14 protein-coding genes and 1 tRNA gene are annotated in these 17152 nt (G+C 44.5%); 5 read left to right on the forward strand and 10 right to left on the reverse strand.

What is annotated here, in order from left to right:
• Positions 1 to 56: 56 nt before the first annotated feature.
• Positions 57 to 146 (reverse strand) — tRNA-Ser (locus tag CXF62_RS05610).
• 381 nt (positions 147 to 527) lie between these two features.
• Between CXF62_RS05610 and CXF62_RS05615 the strand changes: the two genes are divergently transcribed.
• Positions 528 to 1322 carry a hydroxymethylpyrimidine/phosphomethylpyrimidine kinase gene (locus CXF62_RS05615; protein WP_102093250.1) on the forward strand — a complete coding sequence of 265 codons (795 nt, stop codon included), beginning with the start codon at positions 528 to 530 and terminating at the stop codon, positions 1320 to 1322.
• 103 nt (positions 1323 to 1425) lie between these two features.
• On the opposite strand, the gene CXF62_RS05620 is transcribed toward CXF62_RS05615, so the two are convergent.
• The 5 genes from CXF62_RS05620 to ppx form a co-directional block, all read right to left on the reverse strand.
• A complete protein-coding gene (locus CXF62_RS05620) occupies positions 1426 to 1995 on the reverse strand; it encodes a YggT family protein (protein ID WP_101205146.1) in 570 nt (189 codons plus the stop codon).
• A 119-nt stretch (positions 1996 to 2114) separates the two neighbouring features.
• Entirely contained in the window at positions 2115 to 2948 is an 834-nt protein-coding gene (proC, locus tag CXF62_RS05625; RefSeq protein WP_102093237.1) for a pyrroline-5-carboxylate reductase, read from the reverse strand.
• Positions 2949 to 3125: 177 nt separating this feature from the next.
• Complete coding sequence (tilS, locus tag CXF62_RS05630; RefSeq protein WP_102093239.1) at positions 3126 to 4706, reverse strand: tRNA lysidine(34) synthetase TilS; 1581 nt, start codon at positions 4704 to 4706, stop codon at positions 3126 to 3128.
• Positions 4707 to 4896: 190 nt separating this feature from the next.
• Positions 4897 to 5700, reverse strand: coding sequence for an acetyl-CoA carboxylase carboxyltransferase subunit alpha (locus CXF62_RS05635; RefSeq protein ID WP_102078709.1), 804 nt, complete (start codon positions 5698 to 5700; stop codon positions 4897 to 4899).
• Between the two features lie 177 nt (positions 5701 to 5877).
• The gene (ppx, locus tag CXF62_RS05640; RefSeq protein ID WP_102093240.1) at positions 5878 to 7443 is read right to left on the reverse strand and encodes an exopolyphosphatase; all 1566 of its coding nucleotides are present in this window, start codon (positions 7441 to 7443) and stop codon (positions 5878 to 5880) included.
• A gap of 460 nt (positions 7444 to 7903) precedes the next feature.
• On the opposite strand from ppx, the gene CXF62_RS05645 reads away from it, so the two are divergent.
• A complete protein-coding gene (locus tag CXF62_RS05645; protein WP_227511221.1) occupies positions 7904 to 8239 on the forward strand; it encodes an Mpo1-like protein in 336 nt (111 codons plus the stop codon).
• 161 nt (positions 8240 to 8400) lie between these two features.
• Here the strand turns inward: CXF62_RS05645 and hemL are convergent, their stop codons facing one another.
• Positions 8401 to 9702, reverse strand: coding sequence for a glutamate-1-semialdehyde 2,1-aminomutase (gene hemL / locus CXF62_RS05650; RefSeq protein ID WP_102093243.1), 1302 nt, complete (start codon positions 9700 to 9702; stop codon positions 8401 to 8403).
• A gap of 103 nt (positions 9703 to 9805) precedes the next feature.
• Entirely contained in the window at positions 9806 to 10159 is a 354-nt protein-coding gene (locus CXF62_RS05655; RefSeq protein ID WP_057758016.1) for a zinc ribbon domain-containing protein YjdM, read from the reverse strand.
• A 296-nt stretch (positions 10160 to 10455) separates the two neighbouring features.
• Here CXF62_RS05655 and CXF62_RS05660 point away from each other — a divergent pair, with 296 nt between their 5' ends.
• Entirely contained in the window at positions 10456 to 11208 is a 753-nt protein-coding gene (locus CXF62_RS05660; protein WP_102093245.1) for a CAF17-like 4Fe-4S cluster assembly/insertion protein YgfZ, read from the forward strand.
• A gap of 64 nt (positions 11209 to 11272) precedes the next feature.
• Positions 11273 to 12625, forward strand: coding sequence for a D-amino acid dehydrogenase (locus CXF62_RS05665; RefSeq protein ID WP_228153177.1), 1353 nt, complete (start codon positions 11273 to 11275; stop codon positions 12623 to 12625).
• A gap of 88 nt (positions 12626 to 12713) precedes the next feature.
• Here CXF62_RS05665 and CXF62_RS05670 read toward each other — a convergent pair whose 3' ends face one another.
• Both CXF62_RS05670 and CXF62_RS05675 read right to left on the reverse strand, forming a co-directional pair.
• A complete protein-coding gene (locus tag CXF62_RS05670) occupies positions 12714 to 14912 on the reverse strand; it encodes a molybdopterin oxidoreductase family protein (RefSeq protein ID WP_102093246.1) in 2199 nt (732 codons plus the stop codon).
• A 60-nt stretch (positions 14913 to 14972) separates the two neighbouring features.
• The gene (locus tag CXF62_RS05675) at positions 14973 to 15674 is read right to left on the reverse strand and encodes a TetR/AcrR family transcriptional regulator (RefSeq protein WP_185156602.1); all 702 of its coding nucleotides are present in this window, start codon (positions 15672 to 15674) and stop codon (positions 14973 to 14975) included.
• A gap of 210 nt (positions 15675 to 15884) precedes the next feature.
• Here CXF62_RS05675 and CXF62_RS05680 point away from each other — a divergent pair, with 210 nt between their 5' ends.
• Entirely contained in the window at positions 15885 to 17126 is a 1242-nt protein-coding gene (locus CXF62_RS05680; protein WP_102093249.1) for an NADH:flavin oxidoreductase/NADH oxidase family protein, read from the forward strand.
• Positions 17127 to 17152 lie beyond the last annotated feature (26 nt).

Raw genomic sequence — 17152 nt, forward strand, 5'->3', positions numbered from 1 at the left:
TATTAAAATGTTTAACGCAGTATATTGCGTTATTACTCTAATAACAACTGAATAAATGGCGGTGAAGGAGGGATTCGAACCCTCGATACGCTTACACGTATGGTTCCTTAGCAGGGAACTGGTTTCAGCCACTCACCCACTTCACCTAACGATTCAAGACATTTATAAAATTTCTATAAACATAGTATTGATGCTAACAATACGTCTCATGTCGTGGGCGAGTATTATAACAAAGCCAAAACGAATTGCAAGCGTTGTCTACAGATTTAATGCGGCTTTTATCAAAATTATAGACATAAGTACTTATCTTGCATTTTTATACGGAAAATTATGGCATATTACCGCTAGATATGACTATTGAATTGCTTATTAATATTGGGTCTATTTATTCTACCGTCTTATACCTCATCCATAAGCATAAGCATAAGCATAAGCATAAGCATAAGCATAAGACTATGATAGATTTTTTAGTAGTAGGTGGCTATAGTATTTGTCACTTACTTCAAAATATCTCAAAAGGAGCTGTTATGCGACCTGTCGTACTGTGTTTTTCAGGATTAGACCCTTCAGGCGGTGCTGGATTACAAGCGGATATCGAGGCCATTGGACAATCAGAGGCACATGCAGCCATTGCGTGTACGGCGGTCACTATCCAAAGCTCGCAGCAGGTATTTGGCTTTGAAGCTTGTGCGGCATCGTTGGTAAAAGCTCAAGCTACTGCGGTTCTTGATGATTTGCCTGTTAGTGCTATCAAATCAGGTATGCTCGGCACCACTGATAACATCGCAATGTTGACTGAACTATTTGCTGATCAAGTTATCGATAACAACACGCCATTTGTCTTAGACCCTGTACTAGTCGCAAATAGCGGTGGCAGCTTGGGCGATGAAAAAACTCTGGTTAACGCCTTTAGACAATTGCTGCCCTACGCCACTTTAATTACCCCAAATACTCATGAGCTACGTGCGCTTAGCGGTGAGCAAGACTTGCATGTCGGTGCACAAAAGCTATGTGCTCAAGGTACTCATGCCGTACTGGTAAAAACCTCACATGATTTTGATAGTGGTGATATCGAGCAGTACTTATATATACAGGGCGAAATGGTCCATAAAAGTACCTTGCCGCGCTTAGATGGTGAGTTCCATGGCTCAGGATGTTCACTTGCCAGCTTCATCGCTGGACGCTTGGCAATGGGCGATGCTCTCATTGATGCTGTGCAAGCGGCAGACAGCTGGATTACCCAGACATTGCGGGCAGCTGATGCACCGCATCCTGATGATTCGCAAGCTCAACTCATACCTAATCGCTTTGTTCGTTTTTAGCATACCTAACAAGCCATAGCTTACCCAAGTAGCAGACGTAAAAAAGGCGCTCTATATTTTTATAGAGCGCCTTTTTTATGACAGTTTTTAGATTTAATTAGGTTTAACCCAAGGTTGGCAACACACTCGCAGCCAAACCACCGATGAATATCTCCAGCAAATAGAATGCTAAGAAAGCAACCATTGGCGATAAGTCGAGCATACCTAAATTCGGAGTAATACGACGAAACGGGGCCAAAATAGGCTCAGCCAAATTAATGATAATGCCAATAATCGGATGCTCAGATCTGGTAAACACCACAATCCAGCTAACGATGATAGAACCAATCACCAGATAGCGACACATGCGTAAAAAGTCTAATAATAAGCTAGTCGTACCCGTAAAGAATAGCGGTACAGGGGCAATACCTTTATGCGTTAATGCGGCCTTTCCAGAGATGTCGATTAGACGAATCAAAAACATCAGCACGATAGCGGCAATGCTAATGCGTCCCTGTGCAACAGTCGGAAAAATACGCCCGAATACATCGACGATATGCGTCGCTTTATAAGCAGGTGCAATCATCGGATTGCTCGCATCCATCCCTGCAAACTGCAACATAAAACGAATAAACACCAGCATCATAGCGAATGTGGTGACCAAATCAAAAATTTGAAATAACATGTTGTTCATGAAGTGCTACTCAATGTGACATTATTAACAGATTCTAGGATGACAAATGTCATTATCAGATGCTGATGATTACATAAGGTGTGACGTCAGTGGTGACTCACAACACACCTTGTCAGTGTTTACTTGCTCATTTCTTCACTTAACGCTTGGCTACGATCATAGCAAGCTTGCATGGCCTCGCCGATTTGACGACCAATCTCATTGGCTTGCATTGACTCAACCGCTGCTTGAGTAGTACCGTTCGGTGAAGTGACTTTACGGCGTAACTCAGCTGGTGCATCATCACTATTCATCGCCATTTTTGCAGCACCTAACATGGTCTGCATAGCAAGCGCTGAGGCTTGTTCTTTATCTAGTCCTAATGCAACTGCCCCATCGACCATCGATTCAATGAAGTAAAACATATACGCTGGCGCTGAACCTGATACGGCTGTAACGGCATGCATATGCTCTTCGTCATCGACCCACATGACCAAACCTGATGCTTCCATAACGGCTGTTGCTAGCTGCTTCTGTTCCGCTGAGATATTGTCTGTACCGTAGAGGCCAGTCGCGCCCATCTGAATCATAGAAGGCGTGTTTGGCATTGCACGGACGATATTGCTATAGCCGCCCAACATGTTTGATAAAAGATCAGTCGACAAGCCTGCCGCCACTGAAATGACCAGTTGAGTGTCTAGTACGTCAGCAAAAGCACTTACCACTACTTTCATCATTTGTGGTTTGACTGCTAGCACCACGATATCTGCACCGATCACAGCAGACTTTGGATCAGCCATTGGATCAACAGTATTTAGTCCTTTGGCGGCTAATTGCTCACGTGCATCGCTGCTAGGATCGGCGACCGTGATGAGATTTGGTTTGATGCCGCAACCCACAAGCCCGCTAATGAGCGCTTGTGCCATGTTTCCGCCACCAATAAAACTGATTTTTTTATTATCTAATACCGACATACTTGTCTCCTAGTCACAAAATTCAAAGGTATTCAACTTAACATACTGATATGTAAAACGACACTCAGTTTATCATACTGCCACTATCACCGTTTGATAAATTCAAAATGTCGCGCCTGACATCAACCTGATAAAAATCAATGAGTCAGCCAACGGATATTAAACTTTTGACGCTTTCTATTTTAGACTAAGCTCACTTTCAATGTACTCAGCCCATTGATTGCTTTTAGCATCGCTATCGGTATCTTTATCCGTCTGCTCAGAACTCAAAAGCCAACTCTCAAATGGCGACGCTAGTAATAGAGAAATATTAGTTTGTATATCATTTCCATCTTTGGATTCATTTATAAAGGTAATGCTAACTACCATTAAGCTGTCTCGCAGCCATAGTGGAATCCCAAGCGTTTGATACAGTTTTTTGCCTGCTTGTGGCCGCGCAGCCATCTCAGTCTTTAGCCGTTGCTTTCGATCTAGCGGCGCTATTTTTAACGTTGCCTGCTGTGCTACACCGTCCGTACTATTTTCTAATAATCTTAACAGCGCATCTCCCATCACTCGTAATTGCCAAATGTAGTCATTACTGCTGCACAAGGTGACTAATTCGAAGCTATTATCAGCTGAATTATTCTTAGACAAACTCAGGCTAGATAGTGGCAGCACCTGCTCGGTAAGTGGTAGCTTCAGCCAAGACAGCCATTCGCTGCTCATACGATAGAGCTGCTGACGATAGCGCCGAATGGTATAAGATGCTTTACGACCTTGCCAAAACAGTTCTGTTTGATGATCTTGGTCATCACGTTGGCTTAGAGTTAATACATCATCGACAAGTTGCTTAGCAGGTGGTAACGGCTCATCTTGACCCAACCAATAGTGCAATAGTTGCCGCTGACGATACATGGGTAGCTTTTGCAACGCATCGATATTTAGTACGCGCTGTGCGGATGAAAATTGCAGGTCTGTATGTTCTGTCTGCTGCATATCCTGCATAGCTTGAGCATTGATTGTATCCTGTGCATCATTTAACAGCTGCGCACTACGAGCAATGTTATCAATGACATTGGGATTGTATGTAGCCAGTATTGGCATGATGTCGCGGCGTAGCCCACTACGTACGTTATCGCCGCTGTCATTAGTAGGATCATCTATATAAGGCAACTCTAAGCGCTTGGCGTAGGCGCTAATAGTGGATCGTCGTATCGTAAGCCAAGGTCGCCACAGAATATTGCATTGTACGCCCTGCGTTTGCACTCGCCATGGCTGCATACCAGACAGACCATTCACCCCAGCACCTTGAATTAATCGCATCAATACGGTTTCAGCTTGGTCATCAGCGTGATGCGCTAATAGCAATACATCGTCTTGGTTGATATGAGCACGCATGATGTTATAGCGTGCTTGCCGAGCGGCCTGCTCATCATGCCCATTCACTTGTGCCTGTAAAATGCGACAAGGTATCTGCTGCGCTTGCGCCCAATTGGCAACATGCTTAGCCCAATACTGACTATCCGATTGTAACCCATGATCGACATGTAACAGCTGCGGCAGACATGGCAATTTACCTTGTCGATAGAGCTGCACACACAGCGCCGCAAGTGCCAATGAATCACGCCCACCACTACATGCCAGCCAAAGACGACGACCATGCAACTGATCACTATACTCAGACATACTGCTCACTAATGCGGTTGCTAGTGTCTTATCAACTGGCAAATCGGCAATTGATTTAATAGGATGTGAGATAATTGCACTGCTGGTCATATTCAGCCTTATTTTTAGTTACGTTAGGTGCTTTATGTTAGGTGCTGTACATAGCAACAGTAATAGTAACAGCCAAAAAAAAACGCGCCATTAAATGACACGTTTTTATTTTAGCACTAAGACTCAGACTCTAATATTAAAAGCCACGCATTTGTGACGTTTAATATTAGGTTGGTACAGTATTAGCCAACTAGGCAGGCAACATCACTTCTGAATTGAAAGACTTTAGCTTTTCATAACGTAGCTCACAACGCTCTTGAGGATCTAAGTCTTTAATTTCATCGAGCTGTTCAGTGATTAATGCTTTTAAGGCATTCATCACAGGTTGTGGCTGTACATGTGCGCCCTCGCCCTCTTCGATAACAGCATCAATCAAACCCATTTGATAGAGGTTAATGGCGTTTAATTTTAATGCTTCACTAGCATCTTGTGCTTTTTCAGCGGTTTTCCAAAGGATAGAAGCACAGCCTTCTGGCGAAATCACTGAGTAAATACTGTTTTGTAGCATGTTTACTTTGTCACCAACGCCAATCGCTAATGCTCCGCCTGAGCCACCTTCACCAATGATAGTCACAATCACAGGCACTTTCAGACTAGAGAACACAGCGATGCTTTCTGCAATCGCTTGTGCTTGTCCGCGCTCTTCTGCACCGATACCAGGATATGCGCCTTGGGTATCGACAAAGGTCATCACAGGGATATTAAAGCGCTCAGCCATTTTGACCAAACGAATCACTTTGCGATAGCCTTCAGGATTGGCCATACCAAAGTTATGAGCAATACGCTCACGGGTGCTACGACCACGATGCTGACCGATCACCATCACAGGCTGACCGTCAAAACGCGCAAGGCCACCCAAAATGGCTTTATCATCGGCAAAAGCACGGTCGCCATGCAATTCGTCAAATTCGGTAAAAAGCTGATTAACATAGTCCATAAATAATGGACGCTTGGCGTGCCTTGCAAGCTGCACACTATCCCAGACAGTGCTCATAGACGCTTCCCTTTAATAATTATACTTAATGTATTTATGTTTAAGAATAATATCGTTATCCGTGTTCAGATAATGAAAGTACAGTTGTAAACTCAATAGGAGCTATAGTAGCACATCTTAAATAGCATGACATTATCGACAACGCCGCTTTTGTTACGTTAATCTTTAACTCAATACTTACAATGGTAACTGCTCAACCTCTGGAGTCTCGGCCTCTTGGGCTTCAATCACACTAAGCTGTACGCCCCACTTAGCAAACTGGTCAATCTCAGTACGCAAATCTGCGAGCAAGAAAGCATAATGTTCACTGCTATCCGCCAAGGTAATTTGCCAACTGTTTTCAGCGACTATCTTTAGTTCTAGCTCGGGTAGCGCATAATCACTGCGGCTATGATGCGCCAGTACGGCGAGGCGCAACAATAAGCAGAGATAAACCAACTGATCGCCACCAATCTGACAAGCCTGCTCTAGCATATCAGCTTTGAGCTTGCGGCGATGATTAAGCATCAGCTGCGCCATGCGTTTCTGATCGACTTGTGAGAATCCTGGAATATCAGAATACTCAAGCAAATACGCGCTGTGCTTGTGATAACTACTGTGACTGATTGCCAGTCCTATCTCATGCAAGAAAGCAGCACGTCTGAGCAAGTCGCAATCATCATTGGACAGCGCAAGCTTATCTTTTACTTGCTCAAATAAATGACGGCTGGTTTTCACCACTTGCTTGGCTTGCTTTTTGTCTCCTGAATAACGCTTGATTAATGCCAACACACTGCGGTCACGCACATCTTCACTAGCAAAACGACCAAGCATATCGTACATAACGCCTTCGCGTAATGCACCATCTGAGTAGGTAATGGTCTCAACGCCTAGCACTTTCATCACCGCGCGCAATACTGCCACGCCAGCAGGAAATACAGCTTTACGATGTTCTTTAACGCCTTCTAACTCGATATCATCGATATTGCCAATCTTAATCAGCAATTTCTCTAATTTTTTGACACCTTTATAGGTAATGCGTTCTTGCTCATCGGCCCAACCTTTTGATACTAAAACATTACGCACCGCTTTGATTGTACCGCTTGAGCCGACTACGCTACTCCAGCCTGTCTTTTGATAACGACCATTAATCGCTAAGACTTCTTTGCGTGCACCTGAAATTGCACTATTAAAAGCTTCTTTAGTAATCAGTCCGTCAGCAAAGAATTTTTGGGTAAAAGAAACACAGCCCATCTGTAAACTTTCAGTCAATAATGGATCGAAATTTTGACCAATAATAAACTCTGTCGAACCGCCACCAATATCCATAACCAAGCGTTTATCACTACTCTCGTTGGTATGCGAGACGCCCAAATAAATCAATCGCGCCTCTTCGCGGCCCGCGATAATTTCAATAGGTTTTGGCAGGATTTTATTGGCACGGGAAATAAAGTCGTTGGCGTTTTTGGCTTGACGCAACGCATTGGTCGCGACCACACGAATACGCTCTGGCGGTACTGAATCCAAGCGCGCCACAAAGCGGCTTAAACAGTCAAGACCGCGCTGCTCAGCGGCTGCGCTTAGGATATTATTTTCGTCTAGACCGGCGGCGAGCTGTACCTTTTCAGACATCGAGACTACTTTTCGCACTTCCCCATGGTCAAGACGAGCAATAGCTAAATGGAAACTGTTGGAACCAATATCGATGGCTGCCATCATTTCATCATCGCCAATTGGCGGATTCGTAAGGTAGTCAATAGGCATAGGACAAGTCGTCACCGTGTTAGAGAGAGTGGATAGTTTACCAAAATCACGTGCTATATAGTTATAAAATCACATGTATAGAAAAAAGTAGTAACCACAAAAATCAGGGCAATTTTGTCATTAAAGCATTTATGCCAAACACTCGCAAGCGATGCAAAACTGTAGCGGGAACATCGAAGACCACCCTATAAGCTGACAGGTATCGGCTCAGCATCTAGCGCTTGTGTTACTCATATCGGTTTGCTACATTGAAAGCTATCAATATCATGATAAAAAACCGTTATTTACAGGCCTTTTATCCGTATAGCTACCCTCATAAACCATTAACTATTCGATTAAAAATCATCTGCAATTAATAATTATCAAACCCACCAGCAAGGAAGCTAGTCATATGAATCAGACCACTACAAAAGACGCTACCCAAAATACTGAGCCCCCTATCAGTAGCACTAAAAAAGACATGGTAAAAACTGAAAGTTCGCCTAAACAGGCATTTTATGATTTTTACTTAGATGAGCATCAAAACATGGCCTGTCGCCGTCTACATTTTGCAGGTAGTAGCTTTGGCCTACTAGGATTGGCAAAGTCTGTCAAAACTGGCTCAGCTAAGCCTTTGGTAAAGGGCATTGCCGCCGGATATGCCTGTGCATGGGTTGGACACTTTTTCTTTGAAAAGAACAAGCCCGCTTCTTTTAAGTTTCCATTGAAAAGCTTTGTCAGCGACTTTCGTATGTATAGCGATGTACTACGAGGTAATCTAAGCTTGAGAGATCGCAAGTTTGATAAAGCACGATAACGTTTAGTCGTCATATAAATTAAATGACAAACTTTATATTTTTCCCAATACGATTATAAATAATATATCGATAAACAAAAAAACCAGCAGAGATCACGGGATGACCTTGCTGGTTTTTTAAACCTCAACTTTTTGACGAGCTAATAGCTTAAATGGCTAAACTATGCTTTTGCCATTTCTGCAAATATCTCATCAGCCGCCTTGATTGACGCATCAATGTCTTCGTCGCTATGTTTGATAGACATAAAGCCTGCTTCATAAGCTGACGGTGCCAAGTAAATACCACGATCTAGCATACCGTGGAAGAAAGTATTAAATACGTCCATATCGCACTCTGTCACATCATCGAAATTCTTTGGTGTTTCAGTTGCGCTGTCTTTGACAAAGAACATGCCAAACATACCGCCAAGCTTATTGGTACGTAGATGAATACCATGTTTGTCAGCTGCTTCTTGGAAACCGTCTACTAGATGATCAACTTTTGCTGCTAACTCGCCGTAGAAACCGTCTGCTGTTAAGTCCTCAAACATGGCGATACCAGCGCGCATCGCTAGTGGATTGCCTGATAATGTACCAGCTTGATAGACGCCGCCAAGTGGCGCGATGCAAGACATGACTTCTTTTTTACCACCGAAAGCACCAACGGGTAAGCCAGCACCGATGATTTTACCGAAACAGGTCAAGTCTGGGTCAATACCAAAATGGGCTTGCGCACCACCAAGGCCAACGCGGAAGCCCGTCATCACTTCATCAAAAATCAATACTGCGCCATTAGCCGTACATTCTGCGCGCAACGTATCATGAAACTCTTGTGTCGGAATGACCATGTTCATGTTGCCAGCGATAGGCTCTAAGATAACGCAGGCGATTTCTTCGCCCCATTTTTCAAAACAATCTTTAATCGCTTGCGGATCATTATAAGGAATCGTAATCGTATGCTTAGCAAAATCTGCTGGCACGCCTTTCGACGTTGGCTCACCAATATCAAGCATGCCAGAGCCTGCTTTTACTAATAAGCTATCTGAATGCCCATGGTAGCAGCCTTCAAACTTCACGATTTTGTCACGCTGGGTATAACCACGTGCCAAGCGAATCGCACTCATGGTTGCTTCGGTACCAGAGCTAGTCATACGAATCATTTCAACGCTAGGAACGATTTCGCAAATCTTATCTGCAACTGTCGTCTCGAACGGCGTTGGTGTACCAAAGCTTAGACCATCATCAGCGGCTTTTTTCACCGCATCGATGACTTTTGGGTGCGCATGACCCAAAATCATTGGGCCCCAAGAACCGACATAATCGATATAAGCATTGTCTTCGGTATCATAAATTTTGCTGCCATTGGCACGGTGCATAAAGATTGGCGTACCACCGACCCCTGCAAAGGCGCGAACCGGTGAGTTAACACCACCTGGGATGTGCTTACGTGCTTGTGCAAAGAGCTGTTCGTTTTTAGTACTCATAATTATTCTCTACTTATAGCGACATTTATAACGACAATGCTTTGTGATTAAACGTCTGCTTTATATTTGTTTATTATCGAATCTTTCAAGAAGTTTTTACAATTTAAGCTTTTTTGACCACAGAAGACTTAAGCTTCATTGGTCCGTAGCCGTCAAGTTTGCAGTCGATATCATGACCGTCAGTAGCATCTGGCAACAGGCGAATACTTTTCGCTTTCGTTCCTACTTTAATCACGATTGAAGAGCCTTTGACTTTTAGGTCTTTAATAACCGTCACCGCATCGCCGTCCTGTAGCTCATTGCCAACAGCATCACGAATAACTGCGTCTTGGTCTTCAGCTTGCGCTGCATCAGTCTCAGCCGCCGTCCATTCATGAGCACACATAGGACATACCAGTAACGCACCATCTTCATACGTATATTCAGCATCACATTTAGGGCAATTTGGTAAGCTCATTATTTCCTCGGCAGCCATCGTACATTAGGTTAATTGTAGAGCTGATATTGTACCGTAACTTACCATCTTTAACCAATTTGTAAGCTTGAAAATCAAACGCTATGCCCAATTTAACACTTAACTCATCGCTTACTGATGACGTTTTTTATGACAGGGTTTTTTGTGGTACTCTTCTTAGCCTCATTTAAATTTATATGCACAAACACTGTCAATGACAAAAGCGCCCATATAATTTTTTATCACTTCGATTTACCCTCTATATTAATAAATAAGCTCTCCTCAGAAGGATAATAACAATGACTCAGTCTTCAAATTTATCAGCCGTACCGCAGTTTTCGCAATTAACTATCCAAGGCGAAGACGCCGAAAAATTCTTGCAAGGGCAATTAACTTGTGATGTTACCAAGCTCGGGCTTAGCTATCAGGCAGCCGCCATCGGTAACCTAAAAGGTCGTATTGAGTTCGGTATCTGGATCAAAAAACAAGCAGAGAAACATTATGATGTGGTCATAAGTAGCGACTGTGCTGAGTCTTTGCAGGCGCATCTTAATAAGTACGGGGCGTTTTCTAAATTTAAAACCAGTGCACCAGCAGCGATCTATCCTTGCGTGCTAGCAGATGAGCCAACTTTTAGCCACAAAGATGACCATAATACTACTGACGATACGCAGGCTTGGATGGCATGCAGCCTAGCTACTGGTAATTATTGGATTGTGGCCGCGACTCAAGGTGAGTTCCAACCACAAGAGCTGCGTCTACATCAACGCGGCGGCATGGACTATGATAAAGGCTGCTACTTAGGTCAGGAAGTCATCGCTCGTATTTACTTTAAATCAGCACCCAAAGCATTTTTGCACTATGTAAAAGGCACCGGTGCAGCACCAAGCGCAGGTGACAAACTCAATAAAATCCAAGTGGTCAATGCGATGAAAAATGACGATGGCTTTAACGCTTTGGTCGTGGCACGTCCTGAACAATTGGCAGAAAGCGATTTGAGCATATTGGACTTGCCAGCTGCACTACAAGTAGATGTCGCACGCCCAAAATAAAAGCACATCGAATCAGGCAAATGACGCAGCAAAGGTGACGGTAGTTCAATAAAGAGTTACCGTCATGACTAACATGAGCATAGAGAATCCTATGATACATATTGCGGTACTTGGAGCAGGCGTGGTGGGCGTGACCACCGCATGGTATCTACGTCAGGCAGGCTATGATGTGACCGTGATTGAACGCGAACCGGCGGCAGGTATGCAGACGTCATTTGCCAATGGCGGTCAAATATCTGTCTCACATGCCACGCCTTGGGCCAATCCTGCGACCCCGATGAAAGCGCTCAAATGGTTGTTTAAAGAAGATGCTCCGCTATTGTATCGCTTGCGTGCGGATAAAGCGCAGCTCAAATGGGCCATGCAGTTTCTGCAAGAGTGCCGCGCCGATAGAGCCGATGCCAATCTGGTGCAAATGGTGCGCTTAGGATTATATTCTAGAGATACCTTACAACAGCTGCGCGCGGATATCGGTATTGACTACGAACAGCAAACCCGCGGTATCATGCACTTTTATACCAATCAGGCAGAATTTGATGCGGCTATCGAACCAACTGAACGCATGCAAGCGCTCGGCTGTGAGCGCCATGTGATTGATATCAATAATGCTGTCAACTTAGAACCAGCGCTTTACCCAATTGCACATAAGCTCACTGGGGCGACCTATACCAGTCGTGATGAGTCTGGCAATGCGCATCTATTTACCCAACGATTGGCACAGCGCTGTATCGATGCTGGTGTACAGTTTTTATATGATACCGAGATCTTAGCGCTCAATACCGATACCGACTCTGCGCGTCCGCACGTGCACAGTGTCACCATCCGTCCAAAAGGCGAAAACGCGCAGACCTTCACGGCTGATAGTCATGTGGTCGCGCTTGGCAGCTATAGCGTACCTCTACTAAAACCAGTGGGCATCCATGTACCAATTTTTCCGGCAAAGGGATACTCGGCTACGTATACGGTGAATCCACGCGCACCCCACTTAGCGCCTTTTGTCAGTTTGATTGATGATGAATTCAAACTGGTTACCTCACGACTGGGTGATAAGTTGCGAGTTGCTGGCACCGCAGAATTTAATGGCTATAACTTAGACTTAAATGCCACGCGCTGTGAAGCCATCACTCGGCGCGTACAGCAATTATTTCCAAAAGGCATCATCGCAAACTCAGTGCAATATTGGACAGGACTGCGCCCGATGACCCCATCGAACGTACCTTTGATTGGAAGCGCACACTGCGGTCAAATCAAACATGGCAGTCATAACGCTTCAGCCACTTTTGATAATTTATGGCTTAACACTGGGCATGGCACATTGGGATGGACACACTCTTGCGGTTCTGCAAAGGCCCTTAGTTTATTAATCCAAGGCGAAACCCCGAATGTCGATTTTGATTTTATCGGTATGAGCGTTTGATCGGCTCAGCGATGTATTCAGATTGCAAAAAAAGGCGCTCACTTTACGTGAACGCCTTTTTTGTATTTCTACAAACTTATCATTAACTTTATGCTAGTGCGCCTTCCGCTACAGTCTCTGTAGCAGTAGATAAACCATCTACACCCATATCCAATGCTTCTAGTTGCACAGGCACACCGTTGACTGCGGCATTACCACTCAACTGGTCAATTAAAGTTTCATCAGTCAAATCATTAACGCTGACACCTGCATGCGCTTGCGCAATCTTTTGCTTAACCCCTTTACGACCGTGACCAAAGCCGTGCGGGATGCTGACCACTCCTGGCATCAGCTCATCCGTCACTTCTGCTGCAATGACCACGCTACTCACTCGAGAAGTTACTCTGACATCTTGACCGTCTGCAATGCCATGTTGCGCTGCCGTTTGCGGATGCAACATCAATGTACAGCGAGATTTACCTTTTACCAATCGATGGCTATTGTGCAACCATGAATTATTGCTACGTACATGACGACGACCGATTAGCAAAATCTCATTACTGTTGTACTGTTGCACCATTTCTTTAACACGTGCCAAATCTGACTGATAAAAATCAACATGAAGATGAATTTGTTTATCGGCGTGTTTAATGGCCTCTGGCAACATACGATGTAGTGGACCCAAATCGATACCATGTGGATTTTCGACTAAGGCTTCAAATGTCACCTCCTTATGAGGTCCATACTTTAGGCCTTGCTCTAACAAGAACTTAGGACCAAATGCTTTTGTCGCGGCACGTTCTTTTTGCGTTGCTTCTGGTGCATCGCTGTCTAAGCGCTCTGCCAGCTCTAGATAAATTTCCCAGTCATGCTTGGTATCATCAGTTTTATCAAACAAAGCAGGCGAGTATTTGGCGACATTGTGCACGGCAAAACCATTAAAAGTAATGTCATAGTGGTCACGCTCTAGTGGCGATACAGGTGGCAAGATAATATTGGCATGGCGACTGGTCTCAGTCACAAAATAATCAAGCGACACCATAAACTCTAGCTGAGATAATGCTTCATCCAACTTCTCGCCATTTGGGGTACTCAGAACCGGGTTGCCAGCGACCGTGACGAATCCTTTTAATTGCCCCTCGCCCTCGACCAACATCTCATCTGCCATCGCAACCACTGGATACTCACCATTAAAATCTGGCAAGTTGCTGACGCGGCTATGACGTTTACCCAGATAGCCTGGGCCAGAACTGTTCACAACATCGACGGCAGGATTTGGGAACATGAGTCCGCCCACTTCATCTAAACGACCCGTGACAATATTGATGACCATAGATAAATATTGGCTTAGTAAACCAAACTCTTGCACCGAGATGCCCATGCGACCATAACAAACTGAGCTTTCCGCTTCACAAAACTCTTTGACGATACGTTTGATTTCAGCTGCGGTAATACCCGTGATGTCTGCCACTGACTCAGGCGTGTATTGTTCAGCAAATAAAGCAAGTCGATCTATTTCTGGTGCCAAGGCCGCCACTCTAGTATCGAGCTTTGCATAGCCTTGCGTATAGATCTCATTGAGCATAGCTAATAGCAGCAATACGTCCGTCGCTGGACGAATAAAGTGGTGTTCGCTGGCGATATCAGCAGTTTCGGTACGTCTTGGATCAACCACTACTACCTTGCCATCGCGCGCTTTGATATCTTTTAGCTTTTGACGCATATTGGGCGCAGTCATGATACTGCCGTTAGAAGCCAACGGATTGCCACCGATGATCAGCATGTATTGCGTGTGATTGACGTCAGGAACTGGAATACGCAGCATGTGACCAAACAGATGCATGCTAATAATATGATGTGGCAGTTGGTCAATAGAAGTGGCAGAAAAACGACTGCGCGTCTTTAAGCTGGTAAGCAGTTGCTTGATGGTCAACATACCGCCCATGTTATGTACGTTAGGATTACCTAGATAAACACCCAACGCATTTTGACCATACTTTTGCTGTATGGATTGAATACCTGCAGCAACTTTATCCAACGCTTCTGGCCAACTAATAGATTTCCAACCGTCTGCCGTTCTTTCTACCGGCTGACGTAAACGGTCAGGATCTTCATGCAAATCTTGCAAAGCAGTGGCTTTCGGACAAATATAGCCTTGCGAAAAGGGATCGTTTTTGTCCCCTTTAATCGACAAGACTTTTTCGCCATCGTGCTTTATTTCGACGCCGCACATTGCCTCGCACAATGTACACGTTCTAAAATGCGTTTGCGCTTCGCCTAACGTTGGTGCAGCCGTGGTTGTGGCCATAGTCACTCTCCCTGTTGTGTTTTTTGTTCTAGATTTCATGACAATAACTTTTACTTATTATCATGACTGACTAGTCTTGCTTCCGTGCAAAAAATTGGCGAACAGTGCATCAAAGCTGATACTCAACGTGGCAATCGCTTGCTGCCTTGAGTAACGCTGCTGATGACAACCCAATATCAACTCATGTACTTGTGCCGCCGCCATATCGACGCATAGATTGACAGCGCTGCGCTCGCAAGAACGATTGGATAACTGCAATCCTTGAATAAATATCTCTGTCCATTCTTCTTGTATTTCGGTAATCAGATTGCCCAGTCCATTATTCAATGATGACTGGTTTTCTATATTGTCAATAAATCTAGGACGGTCTTGGAGCAAATGCTGAAACAGCGCGATATTCTCAAACGCAGAATCAAAAATCATAATCAGGCATTGTCGACATTGCTGATTAAACTGATCTTTACTCAACACATCATAATCTTTGAGCATATTGACCCATGCCAGTCGCATCGGTGATAGATAATTGTCTTTTAGTTGGGTGCTCAGCTCGTTTTGTAGCGCCTCTAGACTCTCAAAATGATTGTAGAAACTGGGCTGGGCAATACCTGCACCTTTGGCAACTTTATTCATGCTCATGCCCTGAGCACCTTCCAAACTATACAACCGCAAGGCACTTTTTAATAACGCACGCCGAGTCTTGGCTTTTGCCAGCTCACGTTTGGACTCTACTGGGACTGTCAAATCTTGCGTTAGTACATTCAATGCAGAGGCCTTCCTATTCAATAGATAATTATATCGACACACCAGTAATTTACCTTAGGTGCTATTGTGCCAAAAAAATGTGATGATAATGGTCAATTGCCGACAGCGAATATCTTAGCTATAAGGTTATAGTCATTTAAACCATATGTCTATAGCCAAACCCATAGTAGAACTCATGCTTCACAAAACAACTATTTCTAGGCCACCATCATGACATCACCTGTATTCTCCCCTTTAGTGCTGCCTTGTGGCGCTACATTACCCAACCGCTTAGCGAAAGCTGCCATGGAAGAAAACATGGCTGATGTCGGTCAAGTCCCTGGCCCCACTCTGCTCCGTCTATATAAAAACTGGGCAGAAGGCGGGACAGGGCTGTTAATCACTGGAAACGTGATGGTCGATGGCCGCGCTATGACAGGGCCTGGTGGTGTCGTATTAGACAAACACAGTGAGATAGCGCCTTTTAAAGCGTGGGCAAATGCTGCCAAGCACAACAATACACAGGTTTGGATGCAGCTCAATCATCCTGGCCGTCAAGTATATGCTGCCATGGGTGGCGATGTGCTATCACCTTCTGACGTGGCAATTGACTTGGGCAAGCGCTCTCATTTATTTGGTAAACCGCGTGCGATGACGCAGCAAGATATTGAACAATTGATCCAACGGTTTGCCGATAGTGCACTAAAAGCAGAACAGGCTGGCTTCGATGGTGTACAAATTCATGCCGCCCACGGCTATCTAATTTCTCAATTTTTATCACCGCTTACCAATAAACGTAAAGATGAATACGGTGGTTCGATTGAGAATCGGATGCGACTATTAATCGAAGTAATCAAAGCCGTTCGCGCTCAAGTTGCGCCTACCTTTGCAGTTGCTGTGAAGATAAACTCAGCCGATTTCCAGCGCGGAGGATTTGATGCAGATGATGCCAAAGTGGTTATTTCAGCGATGAATGAATTGGCCGTAGATTTGGTTGAACTATCAGGTGGCAGCTACGAAAGCCCAGCCATGCAAGGCAGCACAGCAGATGGTCGCACGTTGCAACGAGAAGCTTACTTTTTAGATTTCGCAAAAGAGATTGCTCAAGTTGCTACCATGCCTATCATGACGACAGGTGGCGTTAGGCGACTGGCTGTCGCAGAAGATGTACTGGCGCAAGGGATTGACGTGGTTGGTATTGGAACCGCATTAGCCATGAACCCTGCTCTACCGAATGACTGGGAAAATGATAGTACGCTTAGTGCTCACAATCCTGTGGTACGCTGGAAAGATAAAACCTTAAGTGCAGTTGCTACAATGGCGGTCATCAAGCGACAATTACAGCGCATGGGGCAAGGAAAATCACCCAAACCAAATGCCTCGCCAGTTTTCTCATTGATTTCTGATCGTATACAAATAAAGAAACTCACTAAACGCTATCATCAATATTTGAATAAATATTCGATGAAATAACTTTTAATCAATTTCAAAGACAATAA

It is taken from the genome of Psychrobacter sp. MES7-P7E (genome assembly GCF_002863645.1).
Taxonomy (GTDB): domain Bacteria; phylum Pseudomonadota; class Gammaproteobacteria; order Pseudomonadales; family Moraxellaceae; genus Psychrobacter.